General features: G+C 74.0%; 16 protein-coding genes and 2 tRNA genes. 2 read left to right on the top strand and 16 right to left on the bottom strand.

Annotation, left to right across the window (positions count from 1 at the left end):
* Window positions 1-7: 7 nt before the first annotated feature.
* The 4 genes from BJ989_RS02455 to BJ989_RS02440 are packed head-to-tail and all read right to left on the bottom strand — an operon-like array spanning window position 8 to window position 3,226.
* Window positions 8-1,027 carry a 1-acyl-sn-glycerol-3-phosphate acyltransferase gene (locus BJ989_RS02455; protein WP_179516856.1) on the bottom strand — a complete coding sequence of 340 codons (1,020 nt, stop codon included), beginning with the start codon at window positions 1,025-1,027 and terminating at the stop codon, window positions 8-10.
* A 35-nt stretch (window positions 1,028-1,062) separates the two neighbouring features.
* Complete coding sequence (locus BJ989_RS02450; protein WP_343049022.1) at window positions 1,063-1,905, bottom strand: patatin-like phospholipase family protein; 843 nt, start codon at window positions 1,903-1,905, stop codon at window positions 1,063-1,065.
* A 38-nt stretch (window positions 1,906-1,943) separates the two neighbouring features.
* On the bottom strand, window positions 1,944-2,339 hold the full coding sequence (locus tag BJ989_RS02445) for a DUF3817 domain-containing protein (RefSeq protein ID WP_218848684.1): 396 nt from the start codon (window positions 2,337-2,339) through the stop codon (window positions 1,944-1,946).
* On the bottom strand, window positions 2,336-3,226 hold the full coding sequence (locus BJ989_RS02440) for an SURF1 family cytochrome oxidase biogenesis protein (protein ID WP_179516855.1): 891 nt from the start codon (window positions 3,224-3,226) through the stop codon (window positions 2,336-2,338). Before BJ989_RS02440 ends, BJ989_RS02445 begins: the two co-directional genes overlap by 4 nt.
* Before the next feature lie 171 nt (window positions 3,227-3,397).
* Here BJ989_RS02440 and BJ989_RS02435 point away from each other — a divergent pair, with 171 nt between their 5' ends.
* Window positions 3,398-4,123, top strand: coding sequence for a FadR/GntR family transcriptional regulator (locus BJ989_RS02435; RefSeq protein WP_179516854.1), 726 nt, complete (start codon window positions 3,398-3,400; stop codon window positions 4,121-4,123).
* Window positions 4,120-4,848, top strand: a complete 729-nt coding sequence (locus tag BJ989_RS02430; protein ID WP_179516853.1) for a sterol desaturase family protein — start codon at window positions 4,120-4,122, stop codon at window positions 4,846-4,848. The genes BJ989_RS02435 and BJ989_RS02430 overlap by 4 nt, the downstream gene beginning before the upstream one ends.
* Window positions 4,849-4,879: 31 nt before the next feature.
* On the opposite strand, the gene BJ989_RS02425 is transcribed toward BJ989_RS02430, so the two are convergent.
* The 12 genes from BJ989_RS02425 to dnaA form a co-directional block, all read right to left on the bottom strand.
* Window positions 4,880-5,935, bottom strand: a complete 1,056-nt coding sequence (locus tag BJ989_RS02425) for a hypothetical protein (protein ID WP_179516852.1) — start codon at window positions 5,933-5,935, stop codon at window positions 4,880-4,882.
* 64 nt (window positions 5,936-5,999) lie between these two features.
* Window positions 6,000-6,075: transfer RNA gene (locus tag BJ989_RS02420), tRNA-Ala, on the bottom strand.
* 35 nt (window positions 6,076-6,110) lie between these two features.
* Window positions 6,111-6,236: a DLW-39 family protein gene (locus BJ989_RS17390; protein WP_343049021.1), complete on the bottom strand. Its 126-nt coding sequence runs from the start codon at window positions 6,234-6,236 to the stop codon at window positions 6,111-6,113.
* Between the two features lie 24 nt (window positions 6,237-6,260).
* A tRNA-Ile gene (locus BJ989_RS02415) sits at window positions 6,261-6,334 on the bottom strand.
* A 128-nt stretch (window positions 6,335-6,462) separates the two neighbouring features.
* Window positions 6,463-7,080 carry a DUF3566 domain-containing protein gene (locus BJ989_RS02410; RefSeq protein ID WP_179516851.1) on the bottom strand — a complete coding sequence of 206 codons (618 nt, stop codon included), beginning with the start codon at window positions 7,078-7,080 and terminating at the stop codon, window positions 6,463-6,465.
* Window positions 7,080-9,755, bottom strand: a complete 2,676-nt coding sequence (gene gyrA, locus BJ989_RS02405) for a DNA gyrase subunit A (RefSeq protein WP_218848977.1) — start codon at window positions 9,753-9,755, stop codon at window positions 7,080-7,082. The genes BJ989_RS02410 and gyrA overlap by 1 nt, the downstream gene beginning before the upstream one ends.
* 138 nt (window positions 9,756-9,893) lie before the next feature.
* On the bottom strand, window positions 9,894-11,972 hold the full coding sequence (gyrB, locus tag BJ989_RS02400) for a DNA topoisomerase (ATP-hydrolyzing) subunit B (RefSeq protein ID WP_179519305.1): 2,079 nt from the start codon (window positions 11,970-11,972) through the stop codon (window positions 9,894-9,896).
* 340 nt (window positions 11,973-12,312) lie between these two features.
* On the bottom strand, window positions 12,313-13,053 hold the full coding sequence (locus BJ989_RS02395) for a DciA family protein (RefSeq protein ID WP_343049020.1): 741 nt from the start codon (window positions 13,051-13,053) through the stop codon (window positions 12,313-12,315).
* Window positions 13,050-14,243 carry a DNA replication/repair protein RecF gene (recF, locus tag BJ989_RS02390; protein ID WP_179516849.1) on the bottom strand — a complete coding sequence of 398 codons (1,194 nt, stop codon included), beginning with the start codon at window positions 14,241-14,243 and terminating at the stop codon, window positions 13,050-13,052. Before recF ends, BJ989_RS02395 begins: the two co-directional genes overlap by 4 nt.
* Window positions 14,244-14,251: 8 nt before the next feature.
* Window positions 14,252-15,226: a phosphogluconate dehydrogenase (NAD(+)-dependent, decarboxylating) gene (gnd, locus tag BJ989_RS02385; RefSeq protein ID WP_179516848.1), complete on the bottom strand. Its 975-nt coding sequence runs from the start codon at window positions 15,224-15,226 to the stop codon at window positions 14,252-14,254.
* A gap of 125 nt (window positions 15,227-15,351) precedes the next feature.
* The gene (dnaN, locus tag BJ989_RS02380; RefSeq protein WP_179516847.1) at window positions 15,352-16,491 is read right to left on the bottom strand and encodes a DNA polymerase III subunit beta; all 1,140 of its coding nucleotides are present in this window, start codon (window positions 16,489-16,491) and stop codon (window positions 15,352-15,354) included.
* 414 nt (window positions 16,492-16,905) lie between these two features.
* Window positions 16,906-18,555, bottom strand: a complete 1,650-nt coding sequence (gene dnaA / locus BJ989_RS02375; RefSeq protein WP_179519303.1) for a chromosomal replication initiator protein DnaA — start codon at window positions 18,553-18,555, stop codon at window positions 16,906-16,908.
* Window positions 18,556-18,891 lie beyond the last annotated feature (336 nt).

The raw sequence follows: 18,891 nt of genomic DNA, 5'->3' as shown, positions 1-18,891 counted from the left end.
CGGGCGGTCACCGTCGCTGCGACCGGCCCGAGGGCAGCTCCTCGGGCCGGTGCTGCGCCACCCAGTCGTCGATGCGCTCCCACCAGTCGTAGAGCCACTCGATCTGGGCGTCGCGCCCCGTCGGGACCTCGTCGCGGGGCACCCGCCACCACCGCATCGTGATGCGCTTGTCCATCGGCAGCTCGCGCCAGATGTCTGCCACCGTCAGCAGGTGGTCGAGCCCGGTGTGGGCCACCAGCACCACGTCGGCCTCCGGCGCCGCCTCCAGCGCGGCCAGCACCCCGCCGGGGCGGGGCGCGAGCACGTGCACCATCGACTCAGCGCGCTCGGCCATCCGGTGCAGCCCGAGGCCGTGCAGCCGCGCGATCGCCCGGTCGCGCCGGGCCGCGGTGAAGTTGCCGCCCTCCGGGAAGATGACGAAGGCGTCGTCGCGGTCCAGCCCGCTCGCCAGGGCACCGATCTCGGCCTCGAGGTCCGCGCCCGACCCCGGCGAGATGAAGCGTGCCGGCACCCGCCGCAGCAGGACGTCGATCACCGGGTCCCACGCGAGGGTGTCCTTGAGGACGACCCGCGGCTCCCGGGCGTACCAGTGCATGAGGGCGTGCACGAGGGTGAAGGAGTCACCGGGCCCCGCGTGGCGGCACAGCACGAGCAGTGGCCGGCCCGGGTGCGCGTCGGGGCTGGGGCCCTGCGTCGCGACCTCGAGGTGCGCCACCCGCCGCGCCTCGCGGAAGAGCACCCACATCACGCCCTGCACCAGGTCGTAGTGGATGCCCTCCCAGTAGGGCGTGCGCAGCCGCCGCCCGAAGCCGCTCGCGACCCAGGTCCCGAGCAGCGTCGGCAGCAGCAGGGCCTCGACGCTGAGGTAGAGCACGAGCAGCCACAACAGGCGCAGCGCCCGCCACCGGCCCGGCAGCAGTGGTGACAGCGCCGCCGCGACCAGCAGCCACAGCGGCAGCGTCACCCACAGCACCACCGCCAGCACGACGACGAGCGGGGCCACGACGCCACGGCGTACGACGTGCACGGTGGTCTCCTCGCGGGCGGGCGGTGCGCGGTGGCTCAGTCGACCGGTCGGTCGTCGACCCCGGCCTCGTCGAGGTGCGCGAGCGAGGCCTCCCAGGTGAGCTCCATCCTGCTGCGCACGGAGGCGAAGTCGCGGTAGGCGAGCACCGAGTCGTCGCGCGGGCCGGTGCCGGCGGCGGGCAGCACGTGCGCCTCGACGTCGTCGGGCAGGGCGGCGACCTCGCGGACGAAGCGGTGGCGCCGGGCGATCTCGAAGGACACCCGCGCGACCTCCCACGGCCGGCGCGGCACGGTCAGGGGGCGGTCGACCCGGCCCACCTGGAGCACGAAGACGCGGGTCGCGCCGAGCTCGACGGCCCGGCCGACGGGGATCGAGTTGACGATGCCGCCGTCGAGGTAGTGCTCGTCGCCCACCCGGGCCGGGGGCAGCAGCCCGGGCACCGCGGCGCTCGCGACGACCGCGTCGACCAGCGGGCCGGAGTCGAACCAGTGCTCGGCCGCCCGCTCGATGCTCGCCGCGCAGACCTGCAGCCGCACCGGCAGGTCCTCGAAGCGCAGGTCGCCCAGCTCCTCCGCGAGCCGCTGCCGCAGCGGCTTCGGGCTGTAGACGTGGGTGCCGGTCGCGAGCGCGCGGCGGACGGTTCGCAGGGGCCGGTCGCCGTAGACGTCCTTGGACCCCGCCGCCTGCTCCCACAGCTCGACCAGCCGCTCGACCACCGCCGGCGTGGGGTCGCGCGCGACCAGCGCGCCGTTGAGCGCGCCCACGCTGGTGCCGAGCACCAGGTCGGGGCGCACGCCGCGGTCGAAGAGCGCCCGGAGCATGCCGACCTCGACCGCGCCCAGCACGCCGCCGCCGCCGAGCACGAAGGCCGTGGTCACGGGGCGCTCACGGCGTGCTCACGGGCGCACACAGGCGCTCAGGCCCGGGCGTCGAGCTCGGCGAGCGCGGCGTGCTCGGCGCGGACGCGGCGGGTGGCGCGGTGCTCGGCCCAGAAGGACAGCACCGGCACGGTGCCGCTGACGAGGGTGACGAGGGTGAAGGGCAGGTCCCACTGCTCCTGGCGGGCCAGGAGGAAGGCGGTGACCAGGAAGATCATGTAGAGCCAGCCGTGCGCGACGCCGAGGTACTCGGTGATGGCCTCGCCGACCTCGTGGGGCGTGCTCCCGACGGCGAAGAGGTCGGGGGTGGAGGGGATGACGTACCACATGCCGGTGCCGTCGAAGTTGGCCAGCGGCACGCCGACCAGGATCAGCACGACCAGCAGCACACCGACGACGGTGGCCATCACGCGGTAGCGGAGCAGCGCCTTCACGGGCTCGACGCTACCGGGCGGCGCGAAGCCGGCCGCGGCCCGTCCCCGGGCTCTCCTCCGTCGCCGTCACCCTCACCACCGTCACCCCCACCACCGTCACCCCCGTCACCGTCGTCGCCACCACGGTCATCGCCACCGCCGTCGGCCGCGCGGTCGGCCTGGACCACGTCGCGGGTCCACCGCCACCACACGAAGGCGGCGAACATCCCGAAGAGCACCCACTCGAGGGCGTAGAGCACGTTGCGGAGCGCGGTCGACGCGCCGGCGGCCGGCAGCTGCTCGAGCGCGGCGGGCTCAAGCCCCGCGGCGGCGGCCGGGCCGCCCGGCGAGGCGGCCGCGTCGACGAGGACGGCGTAGCCGCCGTAGAGGTCCTGGTCGACCTGCTGCACCAGGTCGGCGGTGCGCAGCTGGGGCAGCTCGTCGTCGCCGGGGCTCGGGTCGACCGCGCCGCTGCCCTCGGGGGGCTGCAGCGTGGCGACGAGCGAGGTCTCGCCCTGCGGCGCCGGGGGCACGTCGTCACGGTCGGCGGTCCAGCCGCGCACGACGTAGAGCGCTGACCCGTCGCCTCCGCCGACGGCGACGGGCGTGGCGACCCACCAGCCCTCGACGCCGTCGACCTCCCGGTCGCTGACCAGGACCGTCGACTCCGGCAGCCAGGTGCCGCTGAGCGTGACCGGCTGGCCCACCGCGTCCTGCTGGAAGGCCTCGTCGGGCCCGAGCGCCTGGTCGAGCGGCACCGGCTCGGCCTGGCTCAGGTCCTGCGCCGCGGCGGCCCGCGCCTCGCGCCACTGGTCGAGCTGCCACGCGCCCAGGGCCAGCGCGATCGTGACCAGCACCAACGCCACCACGTGCCCGCCCCACCGGCGGGGCGCGAGCAGGGGGTGCACCCCTCCAGCGTACGTCGCTCCCTCCGCCCGCTGTCGGAGTCACCGGTCAGCCGGGGACTCCGACACTTGTGGCCCGAGAACTCGGGGCACAAGTGCAGGACCTGGGCCACAACTGCCACCAGGCTGGTCTGACCACTTGACCTCCGGCCGCCGGGGGCCTCGCGTCACAACATGCCCCTGCAACCCGTGACCCGCCGCTCCGTGCCCGACGAGGTCTTCGACCAGGTGCTCACCGAGGTCGTGGAGGGCGGGCTGAGCGCGGGAGAGGCGCTGCCGAGCGAGCGGCGGCTGGCCGAGGTGCTCGGCGTCAGCCGCCCCGCCGTGAGGGAGGCCCTGCAGCGGATGGCGCAGACCCGCCTGGTGGAGGTGCGCCAGGGGGGCGCCACGACCGTGCGCGACTTCCGACGGCACGCCGGGCTCGACCTGCTGCCGCGCCTGCTCGTGCGCGGGGGCCGGGTCGACGCCGCCGTCGGGCGCAGCATCGTGGAGGCGCGGCTCGTGGTCGGCCCCGGCGTCGCAGCACTGGCGGCGCAGCGCGCCGGCCGCACCCTGCAGCCAGCCCTGGAGGCCCAGGTCGACGAGCTCGCCCGTGCCGGCGACGACGTCGCGGCCCAGCACGCCGCACTCGCCTTCTGGGACACCGTCGTCGACGGCGCCGACTCGCTCACCTTCCGGCTGATGTTCAACAGCCTGCGTGCCGCCTACGAGCCGGCGATCGGGGCCCTCGCCCCCCTCCTCGCCGAGGAGGTCTCCCAGGTCGAGGCCTACCGCGTGCTCGCCGTCGCCGTCGGGGGCGGCGACCCCGACACCGCCCGCGCCGCCGCCGAGCGGGTGCTGCGCCCCGCCACCACCGCCCTCCTGACCGCGCTCGACGCCCTGACCGAGGAGACCCCGTGACCCGACCCGACCCCGCGGTCGAGGTGGCCGCCCGCGCCCGCCTCGCCGACGACGAGGCGCGTGCCGCGAACCCCCGGCGTACGCCGCTCTCGCTCGCCGCCGCCGCCCGCCGCTTCCTGGGTGCCCCGTCGCCGTGGCTGATCAGCGCCTGCCTCGCCGCCGCGGTCGCGGCCCGCGTGGCGGTGGGCGGTGGCAGCTGGTGGGAGCTCAGCGTGCCGCTGGGCCTCGTCGCGGCGTTCCCGCTCATCGAGTGGGTGGTCCACGTCGTCGTCCTCCACTGGCGCCCGCGGCGCCTCGGTCCCGTCACGGTCGACCCGCTGCTCGCCCGCAAGCACCGCGCCCACCACGCAGACCCGCGCGACCTCCCCCTGGTCTTCATCCCGACGGGTGCGCTCGTCGTGCTGCTCCCGGCGTACGCCGTCCTGCTGCTGCTCGCGGTGCCCGCCACGACGTGGGCGCTCACCGCCCTGGTGTCCGTCTACGCCCTCAAGCTCGGCTACGAGTGGACGCACTACCTGGTGCACAGTGACTACCGCCCGCGGTCACGGTGGTTCCGCGCGGTGTGGCGCAACCACCGCCTGCACCACTACAAGAACGAGCACTACTGGTTCACGGTCACCACCGCCGGCACCGCCGACCGGCTGCTCGGCACCTACCCCGACCAGGCGAGCGTCCCCACCTCGCCCACCGTCCGGTCACTGCACGCGGCCACCGAGACCGGCTGAGGGTTCGCGCAGGCCCCGTGCCTCCCCGGGCTCAGTCGGGGCAGACCGCCCAGGGCAGCACGCCAGCGCGGGTGACCGCGGCGGCGGCGGCCGGGTCGTCGACCATCAGGCCGAGGCGGCCGGTCGACGGGTCGACCACCGGGTCGGGCCCGAAGGCGGCGGCGAAGGTCGGCCGACCCACCGGCGGCCAGTCCCCGACCAGCTCGGCCCGCTCGAAGAGGTCGGCGCGTTCGAGCCCGAGGCGCACCGTGGCGACCAGGTCGCCGAAGGCCACCGAGGAGGCCGCGACGTCCTCGAGGTCGCCGAGGTCGTGGGCGGCCCGCACCCGCGCTGCCTCGTCGCCCCCGCCTCCACCGGCGACGTCTCCGCCGAGCACGTCGTCGAGCGGCAGGCAGCCGCGGCGCAGCAGCACCGACTCGGGCGCGCTCTCCCGCGCGGTGCCGACGAGGAGCTCGGCGAGTGCGGGGTCGGTGCGCCAGCTGTCCTCGCCGGGGCCGGCGGCGGCGTCCGCGAGCGCCCCGGTCAGCACGACCTGCGCGTCCGGCACGAGCCGGGCGCCCTCGAGCGTCCCGACGCCGGCGGCGACCGCACGGCGTACGCCGTCGAGCGGGAGGTCGGGCCGCAGCGCGAGCACGCTCCCCTCACCGCCGGGTCCGCGCACGTCGGCCTGCCAGTCGACGTCGTCGGCGGTGAAGCCGAAGTCGCGCAGCAGCCGGTCGTCGAGGGCGTGCAGCGTCGAGGGCGTCAGCACCACGGCACCGTCACGGGCCTCGCGCCAGAAGCGAGCGCGGTCGCCGGTCTCGGAGGCACCGGTGAGCGAGGGCAGGCCGAGCCGGTCGCGCACGCGGTCCCAGTCGGTGACGCGCACCTCGGTCGCCTCCACCGGCGCCCAGGCGGCGGCCCGCGCGACGACGGAGAGCTCCTCGGGCGCCACGTCGGCGAAGGGGTCGACGGCTGCCGGCTCGGCGGTGGCCGGGGCCGGCGGCGCGGGGTCGTCGCTGCACCCGGACAGCGCGACGAGCGCCAGGGCCGTGCCCGCGACGAGGGCGGGCGCACGACGACCGCGCAGAGGACGACGAGGACTCACGTGGGGAGAGCCTAGGCGAGCCGGGGCCCTCGGCGGGCCCGAACGCCGAGGCCGGTCGTGCGGCTGGTGGAGCCTAGGGGACTCGAACCCCTAACCCCCTGCTTGCAAAGCAGGTGCGCTACCAATTGCGCCAAGGCCCCGGGTGGGTGCAGCGTGGGTGCCGCGGTGGTGCGGCTCAGGCCTTGCGGACCGGGTCGGTGGCCTCGGCCCACAGGGCCTGCTCACGGCGACCCTCGTCGAGGCGCTTCTTCGCGAAGGCCGCGCCGAGGCCGGCCAGGAGGACGAGCAGGACCTTCTTCACGCATCTCTCCTCAACGAGCGGGAGTGGGCCTAACAGGACTTGAACCTGTGACCTCTTCCTTATCAGGGAAGCGCTCTAACCGTCTGAGCTATAGGCCCGCGACGCCCGGGGCAGCAACCCCGAGCAGTCGTACGGCGCGCCGCAGCGCGCCGGGTGGACACTACCGCACGGCTTCCGAGGCCGACAAAACGGCCCCGGCGCCGCCGGACGCGTCACCCGTGGTGCGTCAGCGGTCGTCCTCGGCCAACGTCAGCTCGACGCCGCCGAGCAGGGCCGCGGCCATGTTGTAGAGGAACGCCGCCAGCGTCGCGATCGCGGTGAGCAGCACCACGTTGACGGCCGAGACGAGGATCGTGAAGCCGAGGATGCGCGAGGTGCCGACGTAGTCGCGCACGTCGAAGCCGCTGGTCGCGTCGGTGCCCACGACGTCGGCCACGGTCGCGTTGATCGACTCCCACACCCCGGCCGCACCGAGCACGCTCCACACGATCGCGACCGAGACCACGGTGACGACGGCGGTCGCCACCGCGAGCAGGAAGGCGGTCTTCATCACCGACCACGGGTCGATGCGGGTCAGCCGCAGCCGCGCGCGCCGCGGAGGGCGACGACCCGCCGCGCCGCCCGCGGCGGGGCCGGGCGAGGCCGCCGGGCGCTCCGCGGCGGGCCGGGCGTTGGCCCGGTGCTCGTCGGCGGCACCCGAGACCATCGCCGAGAGCCGCTGGGTCAGCGGCGGCCGCTCGTCGGTCGCGGTGCCCTTCGCGCTCCCCGGCGCGCTCCCCGCCGGACCCCTCGGCGGGGCCGCGGCGGTCGGTCGGGCCTGCTGCTCGCTCGGGCGGTCGGCCATCAGCGTCCACTCTCCCCGTCAGGGTCGCGGGGGGCGTCGCCGGCGTCGGTCGCGGTCTCCGCGGCCTCGACGTCGCCCTCGGTCCCGTCGATTGTGGCACCTGTGCGGTCAACGGTCTCCGCGGCGGCCTCCGCAGCCTGCGCCGCGCTCTCCTCCGCGGCCGCCTCGGCCTCCTCGGCGACCTGCGACTCCACCGAGCGCGCGACGACCGCGACGGCGTCGCCCTTCTTGGGGCTGACGAACTTCACGCCCATCGTCGAGCGGCCCGTGGCGCGGAACTGCTCGTCGACGCGGCTGCGCACGACCTGGCCGGCCTGGGTGATCGAGAGGACCTCGTCGCCCTCCTCGACGATGAAGGCGCCGACGAGCCCGCCGCGCTCCTCGTTGGCCAGCGACATCGCCTTGATGCCGAGGCCGCCGCGCGACTGCAGGCGGTACTCCGAGATCCGGGTGCGCTTGGCGAAACCGCCGTCGGTGATGGTGAAGACGTACTGCTCGGCGACGCCCAGCAGGTCACCGGCGGCGGTCGACTCGCCCGCCGCCTCGGCCCGGGCCTCGGCGGCCTTCTCGGCCGCGACCTGCGCGGCGCGGATCACCGACATCGAGAGCAGGTGGTCACCCTCGCGGAACTTCATGCCCGAGACGCCCGAGGTGGCGCGACCCATCGGTCGCAGCTGGGTGTCGTCGGCTTTGAAGCGGATCGCCTGGCCCTTCACCGAGACGAGCAGGATGTCGTCGTCGGCGTTGACCAGCTCGGCGCCGATGAGAGCGTCGTCGTCCTCGCGGAAGTTGATCGCGATGACGCCGGCCTGCCGCGGGGAGTTGTAGTCGGCGAGGCGGGTCTTCTTCACCAGCCCGTTGCGGGTCGCGAGCACGAGGTAGGGCGCCTGCGCGTAGTCGCGGATCGCCAGCACCTGCGCGATCTCCTCGTCGGGCTGGAAGCTCAGCAGCCCGGCGACGTGGCCGCCCTTCGCGTCGCGTGACGCCTCGGGGAGGTTGTAGGCCTTGGTGCGGTAGACCCGGCCGGCGGTGGTGAAGAACAGCAGCCAGTGGTGGTTGGAGGTCGCGATGAAGTGCTGCACGACGTCGTCGCCGCGCAGGCTGGCCCCGCGCACGCCCTTCCCGCCGCGCCGCTGGGTGCGGTACTGGTCGGCGCGGGTGCGCTTGGCGTAGCCGCCGCGGGTGATGGAGACGACGAGCTCCTCGTCGGGGATGAGGTCCTCCATCGACAGGTCGCCGTCGGCGGCGATGATCTGCGTGCGCCGGTCGTCGCCGTACTTCTCGACGACCTCGCCGAGCTCGTCGGAGACGATCTGCCGCTGGCGCGAGACGTTGGCCAGGATGTCCTGCAGGTCGGCGATGGTGCGCTCGATCTCGACCAGCTCGTCGACGATCTTCTGCCGCTCCAGCGCGGCGAGGCGCCGCAGCTGGAGGTTGAGGATCGCCATCGCCTGGACCTCGTCGATGTCGAGCAGCTCGATCAGGCCGTCGCGGGCGTCGTCGACCTCGGGGGAGCGGCGGATCAGCGCGATGACCTCGTCGAGCAGGTCGAGCGCCTTGGCCAGGCCGCGCAGGATGTGGGCCCGCTCCTCGGCCTCGCGCAGGAGGTACTCGGTGCGCCGGCGCACCACGTCGACCTGGTGGGTGATCCAGTTGCTGATGAACTGGTCGATGCTCAGCGTGCGCGGCACGCCGTCGACCAGGGCCAGCATGTTGGCGCTGAAGTTGGTCTGCAGCTCGGTGTGCTTGAGCAGGTTGTTGAGCACGACGCGGGCCACGGCGTCGCGCTTGAGCACGACGACGAGGCGCTGACCGGTGCGGTCGGAGGTGTCGTCGCGCACGTCGGCGATGCCCTGGACCTTGCCCGAGTCGGCGAGCTCGGCGATCTTCAGCGCGAGGTTGTCGGGGTTGACCATGTAGGGCAGCTCGGTGATCACCAGGCAGGTGCGACCGCGGGAGTCCTCGTCGACGTCGATCACCGCGCGCTGGGTGATCGAGCCGCGACCGGTGCGGTAGGCCTGCTCGATGCCCTGGCGCCCCACGATCAGCGCGCCGTTGGGGAAGTCGGGGCCCTTCACCCGCTCGATGAGGGCGTCCTGCAGCTCCTCGCGGGTCGCGTCGGGGTGCTCGAGCGCCCAGCGCGCGCCCTCGGCGACCTCGCGCAGGTTGTGCGGCGGGATGCTGGTGGCCATGCCGACCGCGATGCCGGCAGAACCGTTGACCAGCAGGTTGGGGATGCGCGAGGGCAGCACGACCGGCTCGGCAGAGCGGCCGTCGTAGTTGGGCTGGAAGTCGACGGTGTCCTTGTCGATGTCGCGGACCATCTCCATGGCCAGCGGCGCCATCCGGCACTCGGTGTAGCGCATGGCCGCGGCCGCGTCGTTGCCCGGCGAGCCGAAGTTGCCCTGGCCCTGGATCATCGGCGCCCGCATCACCCAGGGCTGCGCGAGGCGCACCAGGGTGTCGTAGATCGCGGTGTCGCCGTGGGGGTGGTACTGGCCCATGACGTCGCCCACGACGCGCGAGCACTTGCTGAAGCCGCGGTCGGGCCGGTAGCCCCCGTCGTACATCGCGTAGAGGACGCGGCGGTGCACCGGCTTGAGGCCGTCGCGCACGTCGGGCAGGGCCCGCCCGACGATGACCGCCATCGCGTAGTCGATGTAGGCGCGCTGCATGGAGGTCTGCAGCTCGACGGGCTCGATGCGGCCGCCGGGCCCGGGAGGGGTGCCGCCGCTGGTGGGGGTCTCGGTCACGTGCTTCTCTCTCGCTCTCGATGCCGTGCGCTAGGTCTGTCTAGGGTCTGGACTAGAGACCTAGATATCGAGGAATCGGACGTCCTTGGCGTTGCGCTGGATGAAGGAGCGGCGCTGCTCGACGTCCTCGCCCATGAGGATCGAGAAGATCTCGTCGGCCTGGGCGGCGTCGTCGAGCGTCACCTGCAGCATGAGCCGGTTGTCGGGGTCCATCGTGGTCTCCCACAGCTCCTTGGCGTTCATCTCGCCGAGGCCCTTGTAGCGCTGGACGGGGTTCTCCTTCGGCAGCTTCTTGCCGGCCTCGAGCCCCGCGCGCACCAGCGCGTCGCGCTCGGCGTCGGAGTAGACGAACTCGTGCTCGTGGGGCTTGTTCCACCGCAGGCGGTAGAGCGGCGGCTGGGCCATGTAGACGTGGCCGTGCTCGATGAGCGGGCGCATGAAGCGGAAGAGCAGCGTCAGCAGCAGGGTGTTGATGTGGTGGCCGTCGACGTCGGCGTCGGCCATCAGCACGACCTTGTGGTAGCGCAGCTTGTCGAGGGTGAACTCCTCCGTGATGCCGGTGCCGAGGGCGGAGATGATCGACTGCACCTCGGCGTTGCCGAGCACCTTGTCGATGCGCGCCTTCTCGACGTTGAGGATCTTGCCGCGGATCGGGAGGATCGCCTGCACCCGCGGGTCGCGGCCCTGGCGCGCCGAGCCGCCCGCCGAGTCGCCCTCGACGATGAAGACCTCGCACTCGGCGGGGTTGGTGGACTGGCAGTCCGACAGCTTGCCCGGCAGGCCGCCGCCGCCGAGCAGGCCCTTGCGGCCGCGGGCGAGGTCGCGCGCCTTGCGTGCCGCGATGCGGGCGGACGCGGCCGCCTGCGCCTTGCGCACGATCTCGCGGCCCTCGGCGGGGTTCTTCTCGAACCAGTCGCCGAGCTGCTCGTTGACCACCCGCTGCACGAAGCCCTTGGTCTCGGTGTTGCCGAGCTTGGTCTTGGTCTGGCCCTCGAACTGCGGCTCGCCGAGCTTGACCGAGATGATCGCGGTGAGGCCCTCGCGGATGTCGTCGCCCTTCACGCGGTCCTCGGGCTTCTTGACCAGGCCCCACTCCTCGCCCCAGTGGTTGACCAGGGAGGTGAGCGCCGCGCGGAAGCCCTCCTCGTGGGTGCCGCCCTCGTGGGTGTTGATGGTGTTGGCGAAGGTGTGGACCGACTCGGTGTAGGCGGTGGTCCACTGCATCGCCACCTCGAGGCTCTGGTGGTTCTCCACCGACGCCGGCGTCTCGGCCTCGAAGGCGATGACGGTGGGGTTGGCCTTGTCCTTGCGGCGGTTGAGGTGGTCGACGTAGTCGACGAGGCCGCGGTCGTAGCGGAAGACCTGCTCGACACCGCCGCCCTCGGCGCGCTTGAGCGCGTCGGCGCCGGCCTGGTCGACGTCGTCGGGGACGGTGTCGTCCTCGACCGCGTCGGCGACCTCGTCGGCCGCCGGGCGCTCGTCGCGCACGACGATCTCGAGACCCTTGTTGAGGAAGGCCATCTCGCGGATGCGCGAGGTGATGGTCTCGAAGTTGTAGTGCGTGGTCTCGAAGATGTCGGGGCTGGCCCAGAAGGTCACCGTCGTGCCGGTGCGCTCGCCGGGCTCGAGGGGCCGCACCTGCTCCAGCCCGCCGTCGGGCACGCCGACCGTGAAGGTCTGGCGCCACAGGTGACCGCGGTTCTTCACCTCGGCGACGACGTGGCTCGACAGCGCGTTGACCACCGACACGCCCACGCCGTGCAGACCGCCGGAGACCTTGTAGCCGCCGCCGCCGAACTTGCCGCCGGCGTGGAGCACGGTCAGCGCCAGCGTCAGCGCCGGCAGCTCCTGCCCCGGCGCGGTGTCGGTCGGGATGCCGCGGCCGTTGTCCTCGACGCGGATGCCGCCGTCGGCGAGCACCGTCACCACGATGCGGTCGCAGTGGCCGGCGAGCGCCTCGTCGACGGCGTTGTCGACGATCTCCCAGATCAGGTGGTGCAGGCCGCGCTCGCCGGTGGAGCCGATGTACATGCCCGGGCGCTTGCGCACCGCCTCCAGGCCTTCGAGCACCTGGATCGCGGAGGCGTCGTAGGCCGCGTCGCCGGTCGCCGACCGCGAGGAGAGGGCCTCGGCCACCACCTCGGGCGCCGGTGCGCTTGCGGCACCGGTCGGCTCGGGACCGGTCGGCTCGGGGGTGGCGGCGGAGCCCTCGGACGCTGTCTGCTCGGTCACGCGAACCTCTTCACTTCTCGACCCGGAACATGCCAGGGGCCGCCGGTCGAGGAGCGTGGCGGCCCGAGGCCATGCTACCCCGCCAGCGGGCCGCTGACACGCGACGCGCCCCCGGGCTGGGGACGACACGAGGCGCAGAACGCCCCGCAGCGCCCTGTGAGGGCCTCCTGCGGCGCCGCGCAGGGGGTCCGCCGGGCCCCCGTACGCTGACGCGCACGCGGGGCGGGCACAGGAGCGGTCCCCGGGCTCAGCCGTAGGTGTCGCGCGGACCGCGTCCGTCGCGCACCCGGCGCGGGCCGCGGCTCCAGCTCGGCAGGTGCGGGCCCAGCACCTCCAGGAAGGTCACCGTGCCGTGGCCGAGCTCCTCGTTGAGGCGCCGCACGATCGTGGGGGCGAGCAGCCGCAGCTGCGTGGCCCACGCGGTCGAGTCGGTGCGCACCGACAGCCGGCCGTCGGCGAAGGACTCCGGTGTGCAGTGGTCGGCGACCTCCTCGCCGACCAGCTCGCGCCACCGCCCCACGACGCCGTGCACGCGCAGGTCGAGCGCCCAGCCGTGGTCGGCGACCAGGCGGCCCAGCGTGGTGTCGAGCGTCTGCGGGTCACGCTCGTCGGGGTGCGCGCCCGACAACCCGCCGCGTCGCCGGGCCACCGGGTCGGGCTTGCCGTCGTCGTCGAGGTCGGGGGGCCGTCGGGCCCCGCGACCACCCGCGCCCGCACCGCCCTGGCCACCCGCGCCGCCGCGACCCCGACCGCCCGGGTTGCCCGGACCGGTCGCGGGCCGGGCGCGGGCGGTGGCGCGGGTCAGCGCGCGGGCCAGCTCGAGCCCGGTCTGGTCGTGCCCGGTCTGGTCGTGCCCGGTCTGGTCGTGCCCGGTCTGGTCGTGCCCGGTCTGGTCGGGGCCCCCCGGCCGCTCGGCGTCCGAGGCGAGCTCCCCGGCGGGCTCCCCGGCGGGCTCCTGGCCGGCGCCCTCGCGCTGCGACCTGCTCACGAGGCGTCCGCCACGGTGTCGACCACCGGCGTGACCGCGCCGTCGGCGACGCGGAAGCGGGCACCGGCGAGCGCGGCCGGCACGTCCTCGGGCACGGCGGCGGTGACCAGGACCTGCTCGGCACCCGCGACGAGCTCCGCGAGCCGGTCGCGGCGGCCGGTGTCGAGCTCGGCGAAGACGTCGTCGAGCACCAGGATCGGGTCGTCGCCCTCGCTGCGCAGCAGGTCGTAGGAGGCGAGCCGCAGCGCGAGCGCGAAGGACCACGACTCCCCGTGCGAGGCGTAGCCCTTCACCGGCAGCCGCAGCTCCCCGTTGCCGAGCGAGAGCACGAGGTCGTCGCGGTGCGGGCCCACGAGCGAGACGCCGCGGTCCAGCTCGTCGCGGCGCCGCTCGCCGAGCGCGCCGAGCAGGGCGTCGCGGAACAGCTCCGGGGAGCGACGACCCTCCGCGACGTGCACGCCGCCGTCGGGCAGGTCGAACGACGGCTTGTAGTCCAGCGCGGCGTCGGCGCGGGAGGCACCGCGCGCGACCGCCTCGTAGGCGGTGCCGACGAAGGGCCGCAGTGCGTCGACGAGGTCGAGGCGGGCGGCCAGCAGCTCACCGCCGACCCGGGCGAGGTGGTCGTCCCACACGTCGAGGGTGGCGAGCGCCCCCTCCTGCGCGCTGCTGCCGCGGCGGGCGGCACCGGCGGTCTTGAGCAGCGAGTTGCGCTGCTTCAGCACGCGGTCGTGGTCGGCGCGCACCCCGGCCAGGCGCGGGGTGCGCAGCACCAGCAGGTCGTCGAGGAAGCGGCGCCGGTCCGACGGGTCGCCCTTGACCAGCACCAGGTCGTCGGGGGCGAAGACGACCGTGCGCACCAGCCCGACGATCTCGCGCGCCCGGGGCAGCGGTGAGCGGTTGATGCGGGCCCGGTTGGAGCGTCCGGGGTTGACCTCGACCTCGAGGGTCGCCGGTCGGCCGTCGCGCACCACCACCGCGCGCACCACCGCCTGCTCGGCCCCGGCCCGCACCAGGGGCGCGTCGCCCGCGACCCGGTGCGAGCCGAGCCGGGAGAGGTAGTCGACGGCCTCGACCAGGTTGGTCTTGCCCTGCCCGTTGCGTCCCACGAACGCCGTCACGCCCGGCTCCAGCGCCAGCTCGAGCGCGGCGTAGGAGCGGAAGTCGTGCAGCGAGAGGTGGGCGACGTGCACGGGCGGTGCTAGCTCTCCGCGGGCTCGGACGCCGAGCCGGACCCGGCCTGCCGGGCTGCCTCCGCCTGGTCCGGGGTGCCACCGTCCGCGACGTCACCGCCCTCGGGAGCCGACGTGCGCATCGCGTGGCCGCCGAACTGGTTGCGCATGGCGGCGACCGCCTTCATGGCCGGCGAGTCGTCCTGCCGCGAGACGAAGCGGGCGTAGAGCGCGGCCGTGATGGCCGGGGTCGCCACGGCGTGCTGGATGCCGGCCTCGACCGTCCACCGGCCCTCACCGGAGTCCTCGGCGTAGCCCGCGACCGAGGCCAGGCCCGGGTCGTCGTCGAGGGCGGCGACCAGCAGGTCGAGGAGCCAGGAGCGGATGACCGTGCCCTCGCGCCAGGAGCGGAACACCTCGGTCACGTTGTCGACCAGCCCGGCCTTGTCGAGCAGCTCCCAGCCCTCGGCGTAGGACTGCATGATCGCGTACTCGATGCCGTTGTGGACCATCTTGGAGAAGTGGCCCGCGCCGACGCGGCCGGCGTGCACGGCGCCGAGCTCGCCCTCCGGCTTCAGCGCGTCGAAGGCCGGCTGCACCTTGGCGACGTCCTCGGCGGAGCCGCCGTACATCAGCGCGTAGCCGTTCTCCAGGCCCCACACGCCGCCGGAGACACCGCAGTCGACGAAGCCGATGCCCGCCTCGGCCAGGTCGCGGGCGTGCTCCTCGTCGTCGGTCCAGCGCGAGTTGCCGCCGTCGACCACGACGTCGCCCTCGGCGAGCAGCGGCTTGAGCGCGTCGATCGTCTCCTGGGTCGGGCCGCCCGCCGGGACCATCACCCAGACCACGCGCGGGGAGGGCAGCGCGGCGACCAGCTCCTCGAGCGAGCCGACGTCGGCGAGCTCGGGGTTGCGGTCGTAGCCGGTGACGGTGTGCCCTGCGCGGCGCAGCCGCTCGCGCATGTTGCCGCCCATCTTGCCGAGCCCGATGAGGCCGAGGTGCATCTGCTGTCCCTCCAGTGCGTACGTCGGTGGGGCGGGGTCCGCCCGTCGTCCACCGTAGACCCGACCCGCGGTCGCCGGGTCGCCCGCGGGTCGGGGCGCCGGCCCGGGCCAGGCGCCCCGGTGCGTCAGGACAGCAGGCGGCGCGGCATGAGCAGGTAGCGGAAGCCGGGGTCGGCGGCACCGTCGTCGACGGAGCCCGACATCACCACGGGCTTGGAGGCCTGGGTGAAGGCCAGCTCGACCGTGGTCTCGTCGATGGCGGTGAGGCCGTCGAGCAGGAACTGCGGGTTGAAGCCGGTCGTCAGGTCCTCGCCGCTCACCGTGGCCTCGATGGACTCCGAGGCCTGGGCCTCGTCGCCCGAGCCGGCGTCGAGCGTGAGCACGCCGTCGGCGAAGGCGAGCTGCACGGCGGTGTTGCGCTCGGCGACGAGGGAGACGCGCTTGACCGACTCGACCAGCGAGGCCTTGTCGACGCGGGCGACCGTGAGGTGCTCGGTCGGGAAGAGGCTGCGGACCTTGGGGAACTCGCCGTCGAGCAGTCGCGTCGTGGTGCGCCGCACACCGCCGGCAGCGGCGCCCTCGAAGCCGATGATGCCCTCGCCGCTGCCGCCGGCGGCGAGCGCGATGGTGACCTCGGCACCCGAGGTCAGCGACTTGGCGGTGTCGGCGAGCACCTTGGCCGGCACCAGCGCGGCCATCGACTCGTCGGGGGTGCGGGGCTCCCACGCGAGCTCGCGGTGGGAGAGCCGGAAGCGGTCGGTGGCGAGCAGCGAGATCGTCGAGCCGTCGATCTCGAGCCGCACGCCGGTGAGCACGGGCAGCATGTCGTCGCGGCCCGCGGCGGTGACGGCCTGGGCGACCGCGTGGGCGAAGACGTCGCTGCGCACTGTGCCGGTCGCGGTCGGCATCTGCGGCAGCGAGGGGTAGTCCTCGACCGGCATCGTCTGCAGGCTGAAGCGCGCCGAGCCGCAGGTCAGCGAGACGCGGGTGCCGTCGAGCACCATCTCGACCGGTTTCGCCGGCAGGCTGCGGCAGATGTCGGCGAGCAGCCGGCCGCTCACGAGGGCCTTGCCCTCGTCGGACACCTCGGCGGCCAGCGTGGCGCGCGCCGAGGTCTCGTAGTCGAAGGTCGAGAGCACGAGGCCCTCGTCGCTCGCCTCGACGAGCAGGCCTGCGAGCACGGGGACGCTGGGACGGACCGGGAGGCTGCGGGCCGCCCAGGCGACGGCGTCGGCGAGCACGTCACGTTCGACGCGGAACTTCACAGCGGGGTCCTCCGGGGTCCTCGGCGGGCGTCCTGCGGCGCGGGATCCCGGCGCCGGGGGGCTGATCCTGCCATGCGCGGGGCGGTCCGCGGGAGGCAGCGGTCAGGGCCGGGGGGAGGTGGTCCACAGGTCGGGGCCGAGCAGGACGTTTCCCGGGGATCGATCCGTGTCCAGGGTGTGCGTCGTAGGAGGTTCTGTGCAGTCTGTGGACGAGCGCGGTCCGCGCAGGTCAGCCCGCGTGTCGCACGTCCACAGGGGGTGTGCACGACGAGCGGCTGCGCTGCCCGCACCTGTGGGCGGCGAACCACACGTCCCTGCCGGGTCGCTGCTCCTCCACACGCCGTCCCGCGGCCGGGACCGCTCGTCGTACCCCTCGTCCACAGGCGGCGGGGCCGCCGGGGACGTGCGGTGCGGTCAGCCGCGGGCCTGGAGCTTGATGCGGTTGGTGAGCTCGCTGACCTGGTTGAAGACCGAGCGCCGCTCGGCGAGCAGCTGGTTGATCTTGCGGTCGGCGTACATGACGGTCGTGTGGTCGCGGTTGCCGAACTGCGCGCCGATCTTGGGCAGCGAGAGGTCGGTGAGCTCGCGGCAGAGGTACATCGCGATCTGGCGACCCTGCACCAGGTGACGACCGCGGCTCGGGCCCGTGAGGTCCTCGATCGAGACGCCGAAGTAGGCCGCGGTCTGCGCGATGATCGCGGCCGCGGTGATCTCGGGCTCGCCGCCCTCGGGGATGAGGTCCTTCAGCACGATCTCGGCGAGGGTGCGGTCGACCTCCTGCCGGTTGAGGTTGGCGAAGGCCGTGACCCGGATCAGCGCGCCCTCGAGCTCGCGGATGTTGGTCTGGATCTTGCTGGCGATGAACTCGAGCACGTCGGGCGGCGCGGTGAGGCGGTCCATCGCGGCCTTCTTGCGCAGGATCGCGATGCGGGTCTCGAGGTCGGGCGGCTGGACGTCGGTGATGAGGCCCCACTCGAAGCGGTTGCGCAGCCGGTCCTCGAGCGCCTCGAGCCGCTTGGGGGCGCGGTCGGAGGTCAGCACGATCTGCTTGTTGGCGTTGTGGAGCGTGTTGAAGGTGTGGAAGAACTCCTCCTGGGTCTGGGTCTTGCCCTCCAGGAACTGGATGTCGTCGATGAGGAGCACGTCGACGTCGCGGTAGCGGCGCTTGAACCGGTCCTGCCGGTCGTCGCGGATCGCGTTGATGAACTCGTTGGTGAACTCCTCGCTCGACACGTAGCGCACCTTGGCGCCGGCGTAGAGCGAGCGGACGTAGTGGCCGATGGCGTGCAGCAGGTGGGTCTTGCCGAGGCCGGAGTCGCCGTAGACGAGCAGCGGGTTGTAGGCCTTGCCCGGTGCCTCGGCGACCGCGACGGCCGCGGCGTGCGGGAAGCGGTTGGACGAGCCGATGACGAAGGTCTCGAAGGTGTACTTCGGGTTGAGCCGCGTCTCGAGCGCACCGGCCGTGCCCTGCGCCGGGTCGGCGCCCGGTGCCGGCGCGGGCGGGGGTACGGCGCGCGGCGGGGTGGGCGAGGCCGTCGGGGCTGCCCAACCGCCAGCCGAGTCGACCTGTCGGTTTGTCGACAAGTCGATGTGGAACCGGGGGTTGGGAGCGATCGGGGCGACCGGTGCGGCGGTGTCCGGGTAGGTGGGCACGGCGGTCAGGTCGGCGGGTGCGGACGGACCGGCGCCGGCGCCCACGGACCCGGGAGGGGCCGTCGACTGGCGCGGCGCGGGGGCACCTTGACCGGCCTCGTCGGGCTCGAGGTCCGGGTCGACGGTGACGGCGATGCGGATCTCGCGGCCGAAGGCCTCGCTCAGGGCGTCCTCGAGCTGCGGTCGCAGCCGGCCCTCGAGCTGGCCGCGGGTGAAGTCGTTCGGCACCGCGACGATGGCGGTGCTCTCGTGCAGCGTGACCGGCCTGCTCGCGCTGAGCCACGCCCGCTGGTGGGGCTGCAGGTCGGCCACGACGGCGTGCCACGCACCCGCGAGGTCGAGTGGCGCCGACCCGTCCGCGCCGCTGCCGTCCGAGGGGGGCTCGTGCCGGGTGGGGTCGCCGTCGTGCATGCGTTGCTGCGCCTCCTCGGTGGTGCCGCCGGTGAGCGGCCCTGCTGCTCGGTCCACAAGTTTCTCCACAGGTTGTGAACCACGGTGACCCGGGGGTCTGGGTAGGGCACCGGCACACCACCGGCCGGCTGCTGCCGCCTGCGTCGTCGCAGGTCAGGGGCAGTGCTGGGGCGTCGCGGCCGTCGTGCGGACCGGGCGCTCGGCGGTGCCGACCGGGTCGGTGGAGGGGAGACCCGGAGGCGCGAAGGTAACAACGTGTGGAGACGGCGGGCAAGATGTTGTCCACAGGCCCCGTCGGGCCGCCGGGAGGCCGGTGCGCGCAGGTTTGACCCTGTC

The sequence above is a fragment of the Nocardioides perillae genome (assembly GCF_013409425.1).
GTDB classification, from domain to species: domain Bacteria; phylum Actinomycetota; class Actinomycetes; order Propionibacteriales; family Nocardioidaceae; genus Nocardioides; species Nocardioides perillae.
This window is presented reverse-complemented; position numbering and strand designations above follow the sequence as displayed.

Excerpts from the sequence above, each read along its gene's own strand:
- BJ989_RS02435 (WP_179516854.1), top strand. The coding sequence starts at position 3,398 with ATGCCCCTGCAACCCGTGACCCGCCGCTCCGTGCCCGACGAGGTCTTC.
- BJ989_RS02410 (WP_179516851.1), bottom strand. The coding sequence starts at position 7,080 with ATGGCCGACCGCCCGAGCGAGCAGCAGGCCCGACCGACCGCCGCGGCC.
- gyrA (WP_218848977.1), bottom strand. The coding sequence starts at position 9,755 with ATGCAGCGCGCCTACATCGACTACGCGATGGCGGTCATCGTCGGGCGG.
- gnd (WP_179516848.1), bottom strand. The coding sequence starts at position 15,226 with ATGCACCTCGGCCTCATCGGGCTCGGCAAGATGGGCGGCAACATGCGC.
- dnaA (WP_179519303.1), bottom strand. The coding sequence starts at position 18,555 with ATGCACGACGGCGACCCCACCCGGCACGAGCCCCCCTCGGACGGCAGC.